The sequence below is a fragment of the Dyadobacter sp. CECT 9275 genome, from assembly GCF_907164905.1.
Classification (GTDB): domain Bacteria; phylum Bacteroidota; class Bacteroidia; order Cytophagales; family Spirosomataceae; genus Dyadobacter; species Dyadobacter helix.
The window spans coordinates 314,852-331,754 of the sequence record NZ_CAJRAF010000004.1; the positions used below are offsets into that span (position 1 = coordinate 314,852).

Consider the following 16,903-nt stretch of genomic DNA (forward strand, 5'->3'; position numbering starts at 1 on the left):
AAAAATAGAACCATTGATATAGATAGTTACACGGAATAAATTAAATTGCCTGCCATTCCCTACCCTCAATTTTCAACGAAATGATAACTCCCAATCCTTCGCTGCGCCTGGTTGAAATCCTTAAGGATGAATTCAAAAACTTATACGGAAGTCCGGAGGCAGTCAAAATGGTGCTCGCTGATAAGGGAAGAATTTCCTGCCGGAATTCTAGGGAGCTGCTGAAGCGGATAGAGTGGTGCCTGGAAGCAAAAGAGCATAAGGGTCTTAACCTGCGTGCTTCCCCGGCAGATGGCAAATATACATTTGCATTATCACAATTTGATCAGCTACGTTTCAGCAAGCTGAGTGCGTGGTCTGAGGAAAAAGCGGAATCTGCGGAAACGGATGACAGTATGTCAATAGCACTTTCCATTACAGAAATCAGTGTTGAAAATGCATTGACCGCAAAAATTGGCGAGAAGGACCTGCTTCTAAAAGAGGAATGGATGATGGATGCCCCACTCCGGGCCTATACCCGCGGGCTGCTGGATTTATATATCAACGACCGAAGCTGGTGGAAAAAACTAACGTCCCGGTCGGAGAAAGCTACGTTTTCTGATCAGGATATTTTCACCCTGAACCGCCTGGTGATTGAAGATGTTTACAGCGAATTTGTGCTGAGAAAAGACGACCAGGAATTGGAGGAACTGCGCATGAATATGCACCACAAGTATCAGAAAGCGCTGTGTCTGTCAGGCGGAGGGATCAGAAGCGGAACCTTTGCACTGGGTGTAATTCAGGGACTGGCATCACTGGGTATTAAACCGGATGACTTTACCTTTTTATCGACCGTTTCGGGAGGCGGATACACCGGCGGATGGCTTACTTCATGGCTGCATCATGAAGGAGCCGATAAGGTACATCAGCAGCTCAAACCTCAAAACGTTCTCCCGCGGGAACCGGGCCCTATTCGGCATTTAAGACAATACAGTAATTACATGAGTCCTCTGGTGGGACTTTTCTCGGCCGATACCTGGACGCTTCTGGCGATTTACATTCGTAACCTGATCGTAAACTGGCTGATCATCATTCCTTTCCTTACCGCTTTCGTGGCCCTGCCGTGGTTTTTCAGTTCCCTTTTACATCTGACGGTTCCCCACGTTTATCCCATAGCCGGTATTTTGATTGGAGGTATCTTATTCATTTACAGCGACCTGTATACCAAAAAGCATCCGCCCCTGCCAAAGCCGTCCTCTGATTCCAATCCCATGCTTTCTGTGGAAGATACCAAATCAACAGATAAAAGCTCTCAAACAAAATTCCTCGCCTTCTGCCTTCTGCCGGGTGCAGCAGGCGTACTCATCTGGGCTATTTCCTGGTATTGGTTTATCAATGCAGATTTTTCATCAGCGAGTCAGTCGCTACGGGATTTCCATGATATTTTTATAATGGAAAGTCACAAAGACGAACGCAAGTGGTGGGTGGTTGCAGTTGCGGTGGTTTTTGTCCTGATTGAACTGGCAATATTTTATATAGTCGAAAAAAGGCAGCGTTATATCCCACATTTTCTTAAAAATCCTGACACCCGCCTGGGCCGTTTTTTTCTTCAAATCGGCAAACGTATTGATGACATACCTCCTCGTTTTAAAACCGGTAAAGCCAAAGATAAACGGGGTCACGAATTGGTTTTTCTGGCTATCGCCGGCGTTCTCTCAGGAATATTACTGACTTTTATTTCAGATTTACTTCCAGACAATACGCATACGCCGGAAAAAACCATCGTTTACACCTGCCTTGCGTTTCCGTTGTTCATGCTTACACTGCTGTTCAACAGTTTTGTATATGAAGGCCTGAAAAGTACCATTGCAGAGGATTCGGACCGGGAATGGACAGCGCGTTACAGTGCCTGGTTCCTGATTGCAGCGCTGGGGTGGCTCGTTATTTCGGGGATTGTTCTTTACGGCCCCGTGCTGGTCGAAAAACTCCTGGGGATGGGTTATGTTCTTACTTTTGGAGCTGCTATCAGTTACCTCACCGCATACCTGGGACAACGCTCTTCTTCCAATGGAAAGTCAGGAAAAGATGCAGAAAAAAACACCGGCCTGCTTTCTTACCTGAGCCTGCCGTTACTGGCGCTGCTGGCGCTGGTTGCGCTGTTGGTTGCGTTATCCTACCTGGTAATGACATTCCTGGGAATTTTGATCGAAGGAAATGACTTTTCCTGGAGAAATTTTTCACCTCTGAAGGCAGCTGCGCAGAATCCCATTTATGCCGTCCTGGTTTTTGCCGGAATGCTGGTGCTTACCTTTATTTCTTCCAAACTGATAGACAGTAACCGCTTTTCCCTTCACGCCATGTACCGGTCCCGGCTGATCCGCGCCTACCTTGGCGCAGCACGGCCGGAAGGTGTCCGGCGCCCCGATCCCTTTACCGGATTTGACGAATCAGACAACATTGATATGGGTAAGCTGGCCAGAAAAGATGCTTCGGGGCAATTAAAAAAGCCTTTTCATATCATTAACCTGGCTATGAACCTGGTGGCCGGGAAAAATCTTGCCTGGCAGGAACGCAAAGCCTCTTCCTTTACAGTATCTTCTTTACATGCCGGTTCACTTGGACTGGGTTACCGCAGGGTGTATCTGGAGAGTCAGCCGGGTGCCAAAAAACTACAATATGGCGGCGATGACGGGATTTCTCTGGGAACAGCCCTCACCATTTCCGGGGCTGCTGTAAGCCCGAATATGGGGTATAGTACCTCGCCGCTTGTTGCGTTTTTCATGACCCTGTTCAATCTCCGGCTGGGCTGGTGGCTGGGAAATCCCGGCCCGGTAGGCGACCAGTCATTTTTCCGCTCTTCTCCCAAGCTGGCCATTGTACCCATCATGAGCGAAATGTTTGCGCAGACCAACGACCTGAATCAGTATGTCAACCTATCCGACGGCGGGCATTTTGAGAACCTGGGACTTTATGAAATGATCTTACGCCGAAACCGGTTCATACTCCTCAGTGATGGCTCCTGCGATGCATCCTGTCAGTTGGAAGATCTTGGAAATGCAATCCGTAAAATCAGGATAGATTTCGGCACGATCATAGATTTCCCCCTGGGTTTTGATATGTTTTCGCGCCTTGATGCTGACAAAACCAATGGAAAATACTGGGCAATAGGCCGGATCAGGTATCCCGAAAATCAAAACGAAACAGACAGCAATAGTCCTGTTTTTCACAAAACCGATGGAATATTGCTTTACGTCAAACCCGGTTTTTATGGTACCGAACCCAAGGATATTTTTAACTATGCCAGTGTAAACCCGGCCTTTCCCCACGAAACAACCGCAGACCAGTTTTTTAGCGAAAGCCAGTTTGAGAGTTACCGGGCACTCGGAATCCATGCTACAGAACAGATTAACGAGCAGCTGACGAAAACTTTTGATCTCAGTATCAATTCCTTTATCCAGGCAAAAGGTGACGACTGGGAAACAAAAATTATAAGCCCGCTCAACACGGGGATAAAGAAACGCACCGAATTTGCCAGGCCCAAATATCAGCCAACACCCGCACCCAAAAGATAAATTTAACCTATTGCCCCTTAGGCATCCTGAGCGTGGGAGACGTATGATCACAAATTGTGGGACTCTCCGGACCGGAAGGTTCAAAGTTATACGCTAATTTTACCGGAAATCAGTCTTGTCCGGGAAAGAACCATGCGTCGTTGCCATTTTATACTTTTTGTACTTTTTATTTTTAATAATACTTTTGCTCAGACTTTAAGGTTCGGTTTTGCCGACAGCACGTTTTTACCCCCAAAACCGGCTGGTCAAATGCACGGAATTTCTGGCATTGAATATATTAAGTCGAAGAAGCAATGGCATTTTGCGAGCGACAGAGGCGCCTATTATATTTTTGAGGGAATCCGCAATATCAGGGATTTCGGAAAGCTGGAAGACAAGATTACCCCAAAACTAACCCCTTACTGGTTTGAATCCATCCGTGTTGATCCGGTGACGGACAGGTTCTTTTTTGCAGTCGAAAACGAGTACAAACCATTATGGGAAAATCCCGATACCACCACTTATGTTGCTTACTACAACCAGTACCTTCCCAAAAAGTTTACCCCTGCTTACCTGATCCCCCCAACACACCTTTTTGCGGATAACAAAGGAATTGAAGCAATAGCCATCTCGGACAGCGGGAAAGTGTGGATTGCACCCGAAGCTGGCTGGAAGGGCGAGGCAACCCTGCTGCAGGATACCATCCATATTTTACGCTTTGCGGATCATGGTGCCGGATATATGCAGGAAGGTATTTACAGCTACAACCTGGAAAGAAATGGTTGCCCCAACAGTACCTCAGGTGAAGAACTGGGAGGTATTTCTGAAATTGTAGCACTGGGAGAAAACCAGCTTCTGGTACTGGAAAGGTGTTATGACAACGGACCCGGCGGATCGGATCGGATAAAGGCCCGGTTATGGCTGGCAACCGTGCAGGGCCGTCAATTGATAAAATCCCCTGAACCAGCTTTTGACTTTAATAAAGAATTGCCCTTCGCCCCGGATAACCTGGAGGCAATGGCCTGGTGGCCGTCCGAAAACGGAAAAAGGCGATTGCTCATCGTGAGTGACGATAACCCTGGCCTGAAAAACAAACAAAGAACCCAGCTTATTCTGCTGGAAGAAAACTAAAGCCTCCGCCAGGTCGCAAACGCTTCTATTTATCATTCTACCGGTTTTGATTATAAGCAAATAAGGTTTTTGCAAATCGGGAAGCCACAGCTGGACGAGGCAAAGCTGCAAACTTGTATATTAGCTCAAAATCCATCTTGGCTCATCCGACCTCTTATTTCTGAACCCAGCTGTTCTGTATGAAAAAAATTCTGCTATTGCTAACACTCCCTTTTCTTGCTTCTGCGCAGGACGCTCAGGATCAGATCATTGAAAAAGCTGCGAAAATACATAAAAGGGTTTTAACCATAGACACCCATGCCGACGTCCCCATTAATATGATGAAGGATGGTTTTGACATTTCGGTAGAGCACGATTACGAAAAAGATGGGTCGCAGATTGACTTCCCAAGAATGAAAAAAGGTGGCATGGACGCCATGTTTTTCGCGGTATATCTCGGGCAAGGCAAAAGAACGCCGGAAGCTAACGCAGAAGCAAAAAAGAACGCTCTTGCTATTTTTGATAAAATCCATGAGGCGGTAAAGCTGCACCCCGACATGGCAGGGATAGCCACTACCTCCAAAGAGGCCTACCGGCTGAAAAAAGATGGGAAACGAGCCGTTTTTTTTGGAATGGAAAATGGCTGGCCAATAGGGGACGATCTTAAAAACCTGAAATTATACTATGACCGGGGACTGCGGTATATCACCCTTTCGCACTCGTTGAACAATGATATCTGCGACTCTTCCATGGACCCCGACGGACCTGAACATAATGGCCTGAGTAAATTTGGTGAGACAGTGGTGCAGGAAATGAACAGGCTGGGCATTATGGTGGACATTTCCCATGTGTCGGACTCAACTTTTTACGATGTCATTACACTTACTAAATCCCCGGTAATTGCATCTCACTCTTCCTGCCGGGCTTTGTGTAACGTCCCCAGAAATATGACCGACGATATGATCAGAACACTTGCCAAAAACGGAGGAGTCATACAGATCAATTTCGTGCCTGGTTTTGTAAAAAGGCCATCTGAGCAGCAGGAACTTTCCATGAAGGCATTGAGAATGAAACTTCGGCAGACGGATCTTTCCGAACAGGACAGACAGGTTTTACAGGAGGAAATGAAGGCGAGCAGTAAAAAATATGAGCATGATTTACCAACTGTAAAAGACGCTGTGGACCATATTGAACATGTCATCAGATTGACGAGTGCGGACCATGTTGGAATTGGTATGGATCTTGATGGAGGAGGAAAGGTGCAGGGCCTGCATGATGTGAGCCAGATAGGTGCCATTACCGAAGAACTGGTTCGGCGGGGTTATTCGGAAAAAGACATTGCCAAAATCTGGGGTGGTAATGTGATGCGGGTGCTGGACCAAGTGGAGAAAATAGCCAAAACTTTGTAATAGAGTTGGGTATTGACAGCCAATCGTTTCTAAAAAACCTTTAAAAAAATATATACATTTTAAGAAATAGTTTAATAAAATTGTAAATATTACATGCTGATAACACCTTTATCAATTACTATATAATCCCCAATGGCAAAATCAACCAAGAAGAAAACAGAACTCCCTTCTCCTATTTCTGTGGACAACGGCCTGGCAGCAAAACGGCATCAGCTTGGTCCCGTGGAAGCAGTGAGCCGGTTTACTGATTTTGATATTCACCTTTTCCGCCAGGGGAAACATTTCAAACTCTACGAAAAACTGGGCGCCCATGTCATAGAACATCAGGGCGTGATAGGTACCTACTTCGCTGTCTGGGCTCCTAACGCCCGTTTTATTTCGGTGATCGGTAATTTTAACGGATGGAATAAAGAAACCCATGCCCTTACAGCCCGCTGGGACAGCAGCGGTATCTGGGAAGGCTGGATACCCGACGTAGGCGTGGGCGAGGTATATAAATTCCTGGTCGTTACGGCGGAAGGGGAACATCTCGAAAAATCTGACCCGTTTGCATTCTGGTGCGAGGTGGGCCCCCGTACGGCTTCCATCGTGTTTGATACCTGGTACGAATGGACCGATACCCAATGGATGCAGGACCGGAAGGAAAAAAATAAGCTGAATGCACCTATTTCGGTCTATGAAGTCCATTTAGGCTCATGGCAAAGGGATCCGTCAGACCCTGACCGCCATATTACTTTTAAGGAAATTGCCGAATCGCTGGTGCCCTATGTCAAGGAAATGGGTTTCACACACGTAGAACTGATGCCCGTGATGGAGCACCCGTATGCCCCGTCGTGGGGGTATCAGATCACTGGTTATTTCTCTGTCGCATCTCGACTGGGTACTCCGCAGGAACTGATGTATCTGATCAACGCCCTGCATGAGGCTGGGATTGGAGTTTATGTGGATTGGGTACCTTCCCATTTTCCTGGCGACATCCACGGATTGTATCGTTTCGACGGTACTGCCTTGTATGAGCACGACGACCCTAAGAAAGGATACCATCCCGACTGGAAGAGCTATATTTTTAACTATGGCAGAAACGAGGTACGCTCATTTTTGATCAGCAATGCCCTCTTCTGGCTCGACCGGTATCATACCGATGGCCTTCGCGTGGATGCCGTTGCTTCCATGTTATATCTTGATTATTCAAGAAAACACGGTGAATGGATCCCGAATGAATTCGGTGGTCGTGAAAACCTGGAAGCAATTTCACTTCTCAGGGAAATGAATATTGCCGCCTATTCGGCCTTTCCTGATATCCAGACAATCGCAGAAGAATCCACTGCATTCCCGGGTGTATCAAGGCCGGTTTTTGTGGGGGGCCTTGGTTTTGGAATGAAATGGATGATGGGCTGGATGAACGATACCCTGAAATATTTTGAAAAAGACACCTCATTCAGGAAATGGCACCAGGATATGCTCACGTTCAGTCTCGTATATTCCTTTTCCGAAAACTTTATGCTGCCCCTCTCCCACGATGAGGTAGTGTACGGTAAAAAATCAATGCTTAGTAAAATGCCCGGCGATGAATGGCAAAAGTTTGCTAACCTCCGGGTGTTATATACCTATATGTTCACTCATCCGGGCACGAAACTGATGTTCATGGGAAGTGAATTCGGGCAAACCTCGGAGTGGAATTTCCAGCAAAGCCTTGACTGGCACTTACTGGAACTGGCACCTCATCAGGGTATGCAGGCTTGTGTAAAAGCGCTGAATCACCTTTACCGGACCGAACCCGCCATGTACGAATTCACGTTCAGCAGCGAGGGTTTCGAATGGATTGATACCCAAGATCGCGAGAACTCGGTACTGATTTATTCCCGTAAGTCCAGGGATTACAAACAGAACATTGTGGTGATCCTCAATCTTACGCCGGTCCCCCGTCAGGGCTACCGTGTTGGGGTACTTTCCGAAGGCGAATGGGTCGAAATTTTCAACTCCGACAGCGAAGAGTTTTATGGCAGCGGACAGATAAACACCCAGCCAGTGACCGCCGAAAAAGAAAACTGGCATGGAAGAGCCTATTCGCTCAGACTGGATCTCCCGCCACTGGGGGCAACCGTTTTGAAATTGAAAAAGGAATAAAAAAATGGTTTTCCAAGACTTTTATGCTTATCGTAAGTCTAAACGCTAAGTAAATAGTTTCAGGCAGGGAGGTGATCCCTGCCTTATTTTTTATACAATTCTTTACCTTTGTCAGATCAACCGTAATATCCGAAATGAAAAATAGTGTATTAGCGATTCTTTTCTTTCTGTCCGTTTCAACTTCCATAAGTGCACAAAGCCTGTCTAGGGTCACCTCCGGTATAGACCTGGGATTTGGTTATGACTATGATAAAAAGATATCGGTTCCTGCCGTCACCTACCACCAGGAATTAAGCTTACGAAATTTCTCCTGGTTCAATATCGGCTGGGGCGTCAGGACATCGGGTTATTATGCCGGCCGTACCGATCTTATCCCGAAAAACACGGCACTTTCTGGTGATACCTTAAAATTCGGAAAGGTTACTTCCAATAGTGTAAGCTTTTTGCTTGGCGCCAACGTACGTTTATGGCATTTCGAAATCGGTGCTAACACGGATATCTTCGGAGTTACCTTTGGCGCCCGCAGACGCGGATTGTATACGTCATCGAGGCTTGGCGGCGCAGGGGAAGAATATTACAATGCTTATGTCAAAAGTACGCCCACTGCTGTCCATGCCCTGCCCCTTCTGCTTGATAAACAGGCGGGGCAATCGGAAATATACCTGAGATACTGGATCACACCCCGCATAGGTGTAAAATTTGCGTACATACATGGCCGTACCACTTATGTTTCGGAAGTAAAACTAAACAATGACCAAAAGCGGTTTTCGACCACCTATGGCGTACCTTACGTTGCGCTGTCTTTTCCTATTTTCAACTGACCGCGGTCAGTAAACATTTTCTCTTACATCGATGACTGAAAAGCTTACCGATTCGCATAAGTACAACCTCTGGACAAAAAGGCTGATCGCCAACGGAATGGATATTCATCAGATAGATGAGCTCTATACGCGCAGAACCGGTAAAGGAGATGTACTCTTCTCCCTGGTATATACCGATGCCAGCACGCCGGAAGGATATAAAATCCCACCAATTTGTTTCATCAAGGGAGAGGTAGTATGTGTTCTCATCTGCTTTATTGACATAGAAACAAGGGAAAAATTCCTGCTGCTGGTTCAGCAACGCAGAATCTGCGACGGCTCGCTTACTTTTGAACATCCCGCCGGAATGCTCGACAGCGAAAGTGACGCAGCTGCGGTAGCAGCAAGGGAAGTATGGGAAGAAACCGGCATTGAAATCGCAAAGGAAAGCCTGATTCAATTGGGAAAAGAGCCCTGTTATCCCTCAACCGGTACCAGCGACGAAGCGATGTACTTCTTCTACTGTGAAATCGAACTGACAGGCGAAGAGATCCGTGGTTATCATAACCAGGCTCAAGGGCTTTTATCGGATCATGAATACATCAATACCTACGTGGCCCCCTTTGCCGAAGGCCACAAGCTTATCACCAACAGCAATGGTTTATTGCTCAACTTCCTGTATCTTAAAGATGTAGCCGACTGGGAGCTTTTGAAAGCACTATAGGTGATTTTTTATCTCAACAAATTTTCCCTTAAAATTGTCAATAAAATAAAATAGCGCCTATATTTGCACCCCGGTAGATAAAAGCACCCATAGTTCAATGGATAGAATTTCGGTTTCCGGTACCGACGATATGAGTTCGAATCTCGTTGGGTGCACATTTCTTTATCACAGCCATTTTTATTCTGCAACTCCCTGATAATTAAAATCCGTTAGATCCTCAGGGACATTATGGCCTTTGCATATCCCCGGGAATCTGGTTGTAAGTTGATCATACTGTTTGTTTTCAATAGTTAACTCCGCAAATCCATAGAAGATGGTGGTAGTAATTGACCAGAAGAACTTTACCGATGCGTTTTCACGGAATCTTTTGGTGAGTAGCGGCTATTTCTGATCATACGCACTGACTTCCTTGATTTTGTACAAGTAGGATCAGGTAATCTGATTTCCATGCTGGGTTAATTATAATATGGCTCACACCAACTAAAATTCTGCTCAACAATGGCAGATTTTCGACTACTCACAAATTCCAAAAAAGATAAAGACGCCGGAGAATGCTTCTTTTCTGCAAGCCAGACCAGGCTCCACGTTGTCTTTATGGGTAACCCCTGAACGTTTATTATTTCCAGTTCATGATTACTTAGTTCATTTCTGATACCTATCAAAGGCATAATCGAATAACCCAATCCTGCCAAAATGGCTTGTTTAACTGCTTCATTAGAAGTAAGCTCCATTTTTTTGACAACAGTAATATTCTGTTCAGAGAAAAAGCGTTCCATGGCTAGTCGGGTACCAGAGCCCTTTTCCCGAAAAATTAAAGGCAAGCTTTGAAACTGTTCCTTTACATCATTTTTAATCTTGACTTTTTGCCCAGCCTTACCAACAAGAAAAAGCCGATTGGGCAGAAGATCCAGCCGGTCAATATTGATAGTAGTCGGTAAAATAGAAACAAGGGCAAAATCTATCTCGTTATTTTCTAAGCTTTCAAGGACTCTATTCTTGTTGGTTACATCCAGTAACAGTTCAATTCCTGCATGCTTGGAAAGGAAGTCAGAAAGAAAGAATGGCATCACATACTTTCCGGTCGATACAACGGAGATTTTCAGCTTTCCGGTCATTCCCCCTTTATATGCCAGTGTTTTGTAATTAATAGCGTGCACCTGTTCAATAATGCTCTCTGCTGCCGTAGCGATCTCACGTCCGAAGTCAGTGATGTATATCTTCCTTCCTATTACCTCGGTCAGGGGGATGTCGAATTGTGCTTCGAAGTTTTTAAGCTGAATAGATACGGCTGGCTGAGATAAATGAAGCTCTTCTGACGCTTTGGTAACACTCTGGGATTTTACGACAGCTAAAAATATTCGAAGTTGGTTCAGGGTATAATTCATAAATTATCATTATACTAATCATTACAAATATAAATAAAAATTTATGAATTCTTAAAAATAGCTTTGCAGCTGTACAATCAAATAAATCAGAATGACAACAATTACAGTAGCAAAAGGTGATGGGATCGGCCCGGAAATCATGGATGCCACCCTTAAAATTATTTTGGCCGCAGGAGCCCGAATAGAAATTGAAGAAATTACGGTTGGAGAGGCCGTGTACCTGGCTGGGAACACCGCCGGGATAACACCTGAGGCATGGGAGGCTATCCGACGTAATAAGATTTTTTTGAAAGCCCCCATTACTACGCCTCAAGGCGGGGGGTATAAAAGCTTAAATGTGACGACTCGTAAATTTTTAGGACTTTATTCAAATGTAAGGCCCTGCATTAGCCTTCATCCTTTTGTAAGTACAAAGCACCCAGCAATGGATCTTGTAATAGTACGTGAAAACGAGGAAGACCTATATGCAGGTATCGAGCATCAGCAAACAGATGAAGTAGTACAATGCCTCAAATTGATCAGCCGACCGGGATGTGAAAAAATCATTCGTTATGCATTTGAATACGCCCGGCAACAGGGAAGAAAAAAAGTCACCTGCTTTACAAAAGACAACATTATGAAACAAACAGATGGTCTGTTCCACCGTGTCTTTGACGAGATCGCGACAGAATACCCCGATATTGAGAATGAGCACTGGATCATTGATATCGGAGCAGCAAAACTGGCAGATACTCCACAGGTTTTCGATGTGCTGGTCATGCCAAACCTCTACGGTGATGTACTTAGCGACGTGGCAGCGCAGATAGCCGGATCAGTTGGACTGGCCGGTTCCGCTAATATTGGGGAAGAATGCGCAATGTTTGAAGCGATCCATGGTTCGGCACCAAGAAGAGCTGGCCAAAATATGGCAAATCCATCGGGACTCCTGCAAGGAGCAATCATGATGCTGAATCACATAAGCCAGACAGACATAGCCGAAAAGGTACAAAACGCATGGCTGAAAACGATTGAGGATGGAATCCATACCTATGACATATTTAAAGAGGGAACCAGCAAAGTGCAAGTCGGAACCAGTGAATTTGCAGATGCAGTCATCGCAAACATTGGGAAAAAACCATCAAAATTAAAACCGGTTGCATACACGAAGAATGTAACAATTACACTTCCGCGTTATAAGCGAAAACCACAAGCCAAAAAGGAATTGATTGGTGTGGATGTATTTGTCCACTGGGATGGATCAGACCCGAACGAACTCGCACAGCAGGTCCAGAAATTAGATGCACAAGACATTAGCCTGCGCATGATCACCAACCGGGGCATAAAAGTTTGGCCGAACGGGTTTAAGGAAACGTTTTGTACGGACCATTGGCGATGCCGGTTTCAGCACAAGTCGGGGCAAGTCATTGACAAAGCCGTTGTAGTTAGGCTTCTGTCCAAATGCCTGGAAGAAAACATTGATGCAATAAAGACCGAAAACCTCTATGCATTCGACGGGAAGCCAGGGTTTTCCTTAGGGCAAGGACAGTAAAAAAGTAGGAGATATTTAAAAGACTAGCAAATTTCAAAAAAAACTAACGATCTCATGATGACTATTCAATTAATAAAAGGGGAGTTTTCCGCTAGTGATGCTTTGGGGATAATTACGAATCTTATCCAAACTAAAATTAAATATCATGAGCAAAAGATAAGCTCCGATATGAGCGAGGAGGATATTAAGTTTCGAGAGAAAAAAATAAAAAAACTGCAAGAAGACCTGTCCGAAGTAAAAAAACACATAGCCGGGATCCCAGGAAATGTGGCACTGGCATCCCATGTAAATATTGAATAACCCAACGAACTCCTTTCATAAAAATGCATTCATAGCCAAAAACCAATTACGCATAAATATGGAAAATGCCGAAATCTCACTTATTTCCGGGGTATTTGAGTCTGATGATGCCCGAGATCTCCTGCTAGGCCTGATCAACCAAAAGATTCAATATCACCAATTAAAAAATTTCAGCCAACAGGAACGATATGGCACTGTTGACAACCAAAGTACATCCAGGATCAAAGAGCTGGCACAGGCCCGACTTAATGTTGAAGAATATACAAAACTTGCCACGTCCCTTGGATGCACCTTGTCTGTTCATGCCAGGATTTCGATCCAATTACTACCTCCAGCTGGGGTAATGTAACCTGAAAATCTAAACATGAATTTTCAAAAGATAACATGAAAGTCCCGTTATGCAAAGCAAAGTACTTGCAGCCGAATTCCCATTAATTAATTCTCTGTTTTGCTATTTAACCTTCGGTATTATTCTGCGTATCGTTGACCAGCTGCTGAGGCCTGTGCTAGGCAAGATGTCTCCGATCACGATTGCAAAGAAAAATAGCCCGTTCGCAGACAAGCTACCGAAGACACCCACGTGAAGCTAGAATGTGCTCTGGGAGGGCTTTTCTGCCTAGCATCATCCTGCACAACGGATGGTACTAGGCAGAAATTTACGCCAGCCTGCTGATGGCAAAATTAAAATTCGATACTGGCACTTTTAATAACAAATTTCTTACTGCCTCCGCCAGTCTGGATCAATTTGATACCAGAAGCAACAATTTTATGACCAGTAACTGTAACGGAAAAGCTGCCATCCGGGTCAAATGTGAGACCATCAACGCCAATATTTACTTGTCCAGCTGGAATATTCAGGATATCATCTCCCACTTTGCATATTCCGGGGAAAGTTTACCAGTGATTCCGGACGAAAGGTTACCAGTTTTTCCGGATGAAAGGTTACCAGTAGCTGCTGGTTTAGATCACTAAGAATGTGTCTATGATTTATCAATATTAAAGTTTTATTTTCTTCTTCTCAAGGAGCGGCCTAAAAGATCGATTTTATTAGCCGAAGCTGTCAATCTGTCAAGGATCGCATCAGCGACGGTGGGCTCGTTTATGAATGCATACCAACTGTCGAGTGGAAGCTGAGAGGTGATTATGGTGGCACACTTTCCATACCTGTCTTCAAGGATGTCCAGCAAGGCGAGTCTGGCGTCATGGGTAAGCGGTTTTAAGCCAAAATCGTCAAGGATTAAGACCTGGTGGCTGGCGATATTCTTGATCCATTTGAGGTAAGAGCCATCCAGTTTGGCCTGAATGAGTGTTTCCAGGAACTTGTTCATTGCAAAGTACAGGGTTTTATAGCCAAGTAGACAGCAGCTGCGCCCTAAGGCGCAGGCAAGGTAGCTTTTACCGGTCCCGGTAGCGCCGGTGATTAAGACGTTTTCTCCCTTTTCGATAAACATTCCGTCTGAAAGACGCATCAGCATTTCTCTGGACAACCCCCTTTCGGGGGTGCAAACAACTTCTTCTAAAATTGCATTATACCGGAGCTTGCTGTTTTTTAGCAGTCGCTCTGTTCGGTAGTGGTTACGGTATTCCATCTCAGCCTGACAGAGCAAAGCAAGTAGCGAATGTGCATCCTCTTGTTGGTGTGAGGGAAGTGCGAGTGCAGCCTGATAGCGTTTGGCCATACCCGTAAGTTTGAGGGTGTTCAACTGTTCCAGTGTCATTTGGGTGTTCATATCGTTATTTGATTAGGTTGGTTACTTTGTTTTGTAGTTCTCCGCTCCTCTGAGATTATTATGTGCAGGGATTGGCGAATGAGCTTCACTGGCTTCTGCCAGAAGATCCATGTTGTTTTCCAGGATGGTATTGATTACACCATAGTTGTACTTATGGCCTTGCAGGGCTCTTTTGCAGGCTGCTTCGACTCTGTCCCCTCCGTGCTCTTTCACCAACCTGAGTATGCCCAGGCAGGGACCATAGGCTTGGTGAATGGTGATCTTGCTCTTCATCAACTCATCGAAAAAAGCACGGGTAGATGGGCCGTTTTCAGAAGCCTTTCTGAGGTAGTATTCCGGATCCCATCCTTTTTGCTGCGCTATTATTTTATGATTTTCAGGCATGTGCTCCAACTGGGTACTGTATCCATGACTCTTAAAGTTTCTGGTATGCAGCGCAATACGTCCATGTCCATAATATATTTCTACATGATCACTGTCGTAAACAATCCGGACTTCTTTTCCAACATAGGTAAAAGGCACGCTGTAAAAGTGCCAGTCTTCCCCAATAACTACATGGTAGTTTTTATGTACTTTACCGCGGGTGTAATGTCTCAGATGGTAGACTGTATCAGGCAAAGCCTGTAATAAACCTTGCTCCTGAGAGACGAAAAGTTCTTGTCTGCTGTAAGTTTTCTTCTGAAAATTCTTCCGGTGATGCTCTTCCAGTTTTTGCATAATTCCTGTATTTATCTCCGCCAGACTATGGAAGGTGGTATTTCGCAGAAGCGCATAAATACGTCGGTACGTGATCAGAACCTGGTTCTCTACAGATGCCTTATCCTTCGGTGAGGCAGGTCGCGTAGCGAGTAAACCGATGTGATTGTGAACAGCCCATTGCTGAAGCATCTCTGGGAAGGTAGGTTCGTATCGGCAGGTTTTACTCACCCACTGTTTCATGTTATCCGAGATAGCGTTTAGGGGTACACCACCTAGATAATCCAGCATATTGTTCAAAGCCGATACGACTTGTGGAAGACTCGCATCCACAAGAGCCTGAACAAAAGAGTAGCCGCTAAAAGGAAGCACACCGACAAGCACAGGGCATTCGATTACCTCGCCACTATCCTGATCAACATAATGAAGCTTGGAGCCTGCAAAATCGACCTCCATCAGCTCTGCTGGAATATGGTATAAATGCATGCTGGGCTTTCTGGTACTCATGGCAGAATCCAGCAACTCACAGAACCGCGAATATTGAAAACCATCTGGATAAGCCTCCAGGTATTCCTGCCAAAGCAGATAGCGTGTCACACCGACCTTTCTGAGCTCCGAAATGAAGTAGTCCGCCTGCTCAAAAAAATGTACTTTGCGAAGATCAGGAACTTGCACCTTACCTGACTTGCCGCCTTCAACCAGCAAATTTAACTCCTGGTCGGTAAGCTCCATGAGTGTGCTATAATTATAATCACTCCCAGCACTCGAGAATATAACGCTGTAATGATGAATTGTAGGCCGTGAGACCTGGGTCTGTTTCGCTATGGATCGCTCTGAATGACCGCGCGAAAGAAGCAACAGTATTTGACGTATTTTTTGCATACTAAGGGATTTGTTAGCCATTCTCTGATAGATTTTGATCGTAATCAAATGTATCAGACAGCGTATTTTAAATCCTTAGTGGTAAACTTTGCAGCGGTCGGCGCTCCGACGGAATAACTGGTAAACTATACGTCGGAATGTCAGGTCGTTATTAACCCAATTTATCCAAAAGTGGTAAAGTTTGCTCCGGAATAAGTGGTAAACTTTCCAATGGAATAACTGGTAAGGTTTGCCCCGGAACAGTGGTAAACTTTCCAGCGGAATGCCTGGTAAACTTTGTAGCGGAATCGTGGTAAACTATAGAGTGGAATATGCACCCACTTTAAATGTACCACCTGTTTCGGCCTCCGCCTGGCTGTGAAAAGTAATCTGAATCAACTTATAAGGATCTTCCTGTTCACATAAAATCGAGTAGTTCCCATTCCCAAATTTCTGAACGGAACTTTTGCCTCTGAAATTTGACCCGTCAATATTAAAACTTCCCGCTTTATCAACAGTCATCATGTCCCTCTCCACTTCATTTTTTCCACAAGAAGTGGCTGCACAAAAAATCAACAAACCACCCGCCAAAGTGGCATTTCTCATCGTCGCTTTTATCAATCGTTTCATATTAGCAATGGTTTTTTAGTACGACCAAAATTAAAACGAGATGTATTTTGGCAGAAACAAATATCGATGAAAGGCG

14 protein-coding genes and 1 tRNA gene are annotated in these 16,903 nt (G+C 45.1%); 11 read left to right on the forward strand and 4 right to left on the reverse strand.

All coding sequences use genetic code 11. From position 1 onward, the window contains the following. Nucleotides 1-80 precede the first annotated feature (80 nt). The 7 genes from KOE27_RS27115 (at nt 81) to KOE27_RS27145 (ending at nt 9,852) form a co-directional block, all read left to right on the forward strand. Nucleotides 81-3,548: a patatin-like phospholipase family protein gene (locus KOE27_RS27115; RefSeq protein WP_215241996.1), complete on the forward strand. Its 3,468-nt coding sequence runs from the start codon at nt 81-83 to the stop codon at nt 3,546-3,548. A gap of 249 nt (nt 3,549-3,797) precedes the next feature. Further along, nucleotides 3,798-4,658 carry an esterase-like activity of phytase family protein gene (locus KOE27_RS27120; protein WP_215241997.1) on the forward strand — a complete coding sequence of 287 codons (861 nt, stop codon included), beginning with the start codon at nt 3,798-3,800 and terminating at the stop codon, nt 4,656-4,658. A gap of 179 nt (nt 4,659-4,837) precedes the next feature. Next, nucleotides 4,838-6,046 (forward strand): dipeptidase, encoded by a 1,209-nt coding sequence (locus KOE27_RS27125; RefSeq protein WP_215241998.1) that lies wholly within the window; start codon nt 4,838-4,840, stop codon nt 6,044-6,046. Between the two features lie 132 nt (nt 6,047-6,178). Beyond that, a complete protein-coding gene (gene glgB / locus KOE27_RS27130) occupies nt 6,179-8,173 on the forward strand; it encodes a 1,4-alpha-glucan branching protein GlgB (protein ID WP_215241999.1) in 1,995 nt (664 codons plus the stop codon). Between the two features lie 134 nt (nt 8,174-8,307). Beyond that, entirely contained in the window at nt 8,308-8,994 is a 687-nt protein-coding gene (locus tag KOE27_RS27135) for a hypothetical protein (RefSeq protein WP_215242000.1), read from the forward strand. Nucleotides 8,995-9,025: 31 nt separating this feature from the next. Beyond that, nucleotides 9,026-9,697 carry an NUDIX hydrolase gene (locus tag KOE27_RS27140; protein WP_215242001.1) on the forward strand — a complete coding sequence of 224 codons (672 nt, stop codon included), beginning with the start codon at nt 9,026-9,028 and terminating at the stop codon, nt 9,695-9,697. Nucleotides 9,698-9,780: 83 nt separating this feature from the next. Beyond that, nucleotides 9,781-9,852, forward strand: a tRNA-Arg gene (locus KOE27_RS27145). 300 nt (nt 9,853-10,152) lie between these two features. Here KOE27_RS27145 and KOE27_RS27150 read toward each other — a convergent pair. After that, nucleotides 10,153-11,082, reverse strand: a complete 930-nt coding sequence (locus KOE27_RS27150) for a LysR family transcriptional regulator (protein WP_215242002.1) — start codon at nt 11,080-11,082, stop codon at nt 10,153-10,155. Between the two features lie 91 nt (nt 11,083-11,173). On the opposite strand from KOE27_RS27150, the gene KOE27_RS27155 reads away from it, so the two are divergent. From KOE27_RS27155 to KOE27_RS27170, 4 genes are all read left to right on the forward strand, one after another. Then, on the forward strand, nt 11,174-12,610 hold the full coding sequence (locus KOE27_RS27155; RefSeq protein ID WP_215242003.1) for an NADP-dependent isocitrate dehydrogenase: 1,437 nt from the start codon (nt 11,174-11,176) through the stop codon (nt 12,608-12,610). A gap of 54 nt (nt 12,611-12,664) precedes the next feature. After that, on the forward strand, nt 12,665-12,910 hold the full coding sequence (locus tag KOE27_RS27160; protein WP_229253010.1) for a hypothetical protein: 246 nt from the start codon (nt 12,665-12,667) through the stop codon (nt 12,908-12,910). A gap of 58 nt (nt 12,911-12,968) precedes the next feature. After that, nucleotides 12,969-13,259: a hypothetical protein gene (locus tag KOE27_RS27165; protein ID WP_215242004.1), complete on the forward strand. Its 291-nt coding sequence runs from the start codon at nt 12,969-12,971 to the stop codon at nt 13,257-13,259. 323 nt (nt 13,260-13,582) lie between these two features. Continuing rightward, nucleotides 13,583-13,882 carry a hypothetical protein gene (locus KOE27_RS27170; RefSeq protein ID WP_215242005.1) on the forward strand — a complete coding sequence of 100 codons (300 nt, stop codon included), beginning with the start codon at nt 13,583-13,585 and terminating at the stop codon, nt 13,880-13,882. 32 nt (nt 13,883-13,914) lie between these two features. On the opposite strand, the gene istB is transcribed toward KOE27_RS27170, so the two are convergent. The 3 genes from istB to KOE27_RS27185 form a co-directional block, all read right to left on the reverse strand. Continuing rightward, complete coding sequence (istB, locus tag KOE27_RS27175) at nt 13,915-14,640, reverse strand: IS21-like element helper ATPase IstB (RefSeq protein WP_215238296.1); 726 nt, start codon at nt 14,638-14,640, stop codon at nt 13,915-13,917. Nucleotides 14,641-14,661: 21 nt separating this feature from the next. Beyond that, nucleotides 14,662-16,239 carry an IS21 family transposase gene (istA, locus tag KOE27_RS27180; protein WP_310590060.1) on the reverse strand — a complete coding sequence of 526 codons (1,578 nt, stop codon included), beginning with the start codon at nt 16,237-16,239 and terminating at the stop codon, nt 14,662-14,664. 276 nt (nt 16,240-16,515) lie between these two features. Then, nucleotides 16,516-16,827 (reverse strand): hypothetical protein, encoded by a 312-nt coding sequence (locus KOE27_RS27185; protein WP_215242006.1) that lies wholly within the window; start codon nt 16,825-16,827, stop codon nt 16,516-16,518. Between the last annotated feature and the right edge of the window lie 76 nt (nt 16,828-16,903).

What these genes read in the sequence shown, in the direction of transcription:
- KOE27_RS27115 (WP_215241996.1), top strand. Translation starts at nt 81, where the DNA reads ATGATAACTCCCAATCCTTCGCTGCGCCTGGTTGAAATCCTTAAGGAT.
- KOE27_RS27120 (WP_215241997.1), top strand. Translation starts at nt 3,798, where the DNA reads ATGCACGGAATTTCTGGCATTGAATATATTAAGTCGAAGAAGCAATGG.
- KOE27_RS27125 (WP_215241998.1), top strand. Translation starts at nt 4,838, where the DNA reads ATGAAAAAAATTCTGCTATTGCTAACACTCCCTTTTCTTGCTTCTGCG.
- glgB (WP_215241999.1), top strand. Translation starts at nt 6,179, where the DNA reads ATGGCAAAATCAACCAAGAAGAAAACAGAACTCCCTTCTCCTATTTCT.
- KOE27_RS27135 (WP_215242000.1), top strand. Translation starts at nt 8,308, where the DNA reads ATGAAAAATAGTGTATTAGCGATTCTTTTCTTTCTGTCCGTTTCAACT.
- KOE27_RS27140 (WP_215242001.1), top strand. Translation starts at nt 9,026, where the DNA reads ATGACTGAAAAGCTTACCGATTCGCATAAGTACAACCTCTGGACAAAA.
- KOE27_RS27150 (WP_215242002.1), bottom strand. Translation starts at nt 11,082, where the DNA reads ATGAATTATACCCTGAACCAACTTCGAATATTTTTAGCTGTCGTAAAA.
- KOE27_RS27155 (WP_215242003.1), top strand. Translation starts at nt 11,174, where the DNA reads ATGACAACAATTACAGTAGCAAAAGGTGATGGGATCGGCCCGGAAATC.
- KOE27_RS27160 (WP_229253010.1), top strand. Translation starts at nt 12,665, where the DNA reads ATGATGACTATTCAATTAATAAAAGGGGAGTTTTCCGCTAGTGATGCT.
- KOE27_RS27165 (WP_215242004.1), top strand. Translation starts at nt 12,969, where the DNA reads ATGGAAAATGCCGAAATCTCACTTATTTCCGGGGTATTTGAGTCTGAT.
- KOE27_RS27170 (WP_215242005.1), top strand. Translation starts at nt 13,583, where the DNA reads ATGGCAAAATTAAAATTCGATACTGGCACTTTTAATAACAAATTTCTT.
- istB (WP_215238296.1), bottom strand. Translation starts at nt 14,640, where the DNA reads ATGAACACCCAAATGACACTGGAACAGTTGAACACCCTCAAACTTACG.
- istA (WP_310590060.1), bottom strand. Translation starts at nt 16,239, where the DNA reads ATGGCTAACAAATCCCTTAGTATGCAAAAAATACGTCAAATACTGTTG.
- KOE27_RS27185 (WP_215242006.1), bottom strand. Translation starts at nt 16,827, where the DNA reads ATGAAACGATTGATAAAAGCGACGATGAGAAATGCCACTTTGGCGGGT.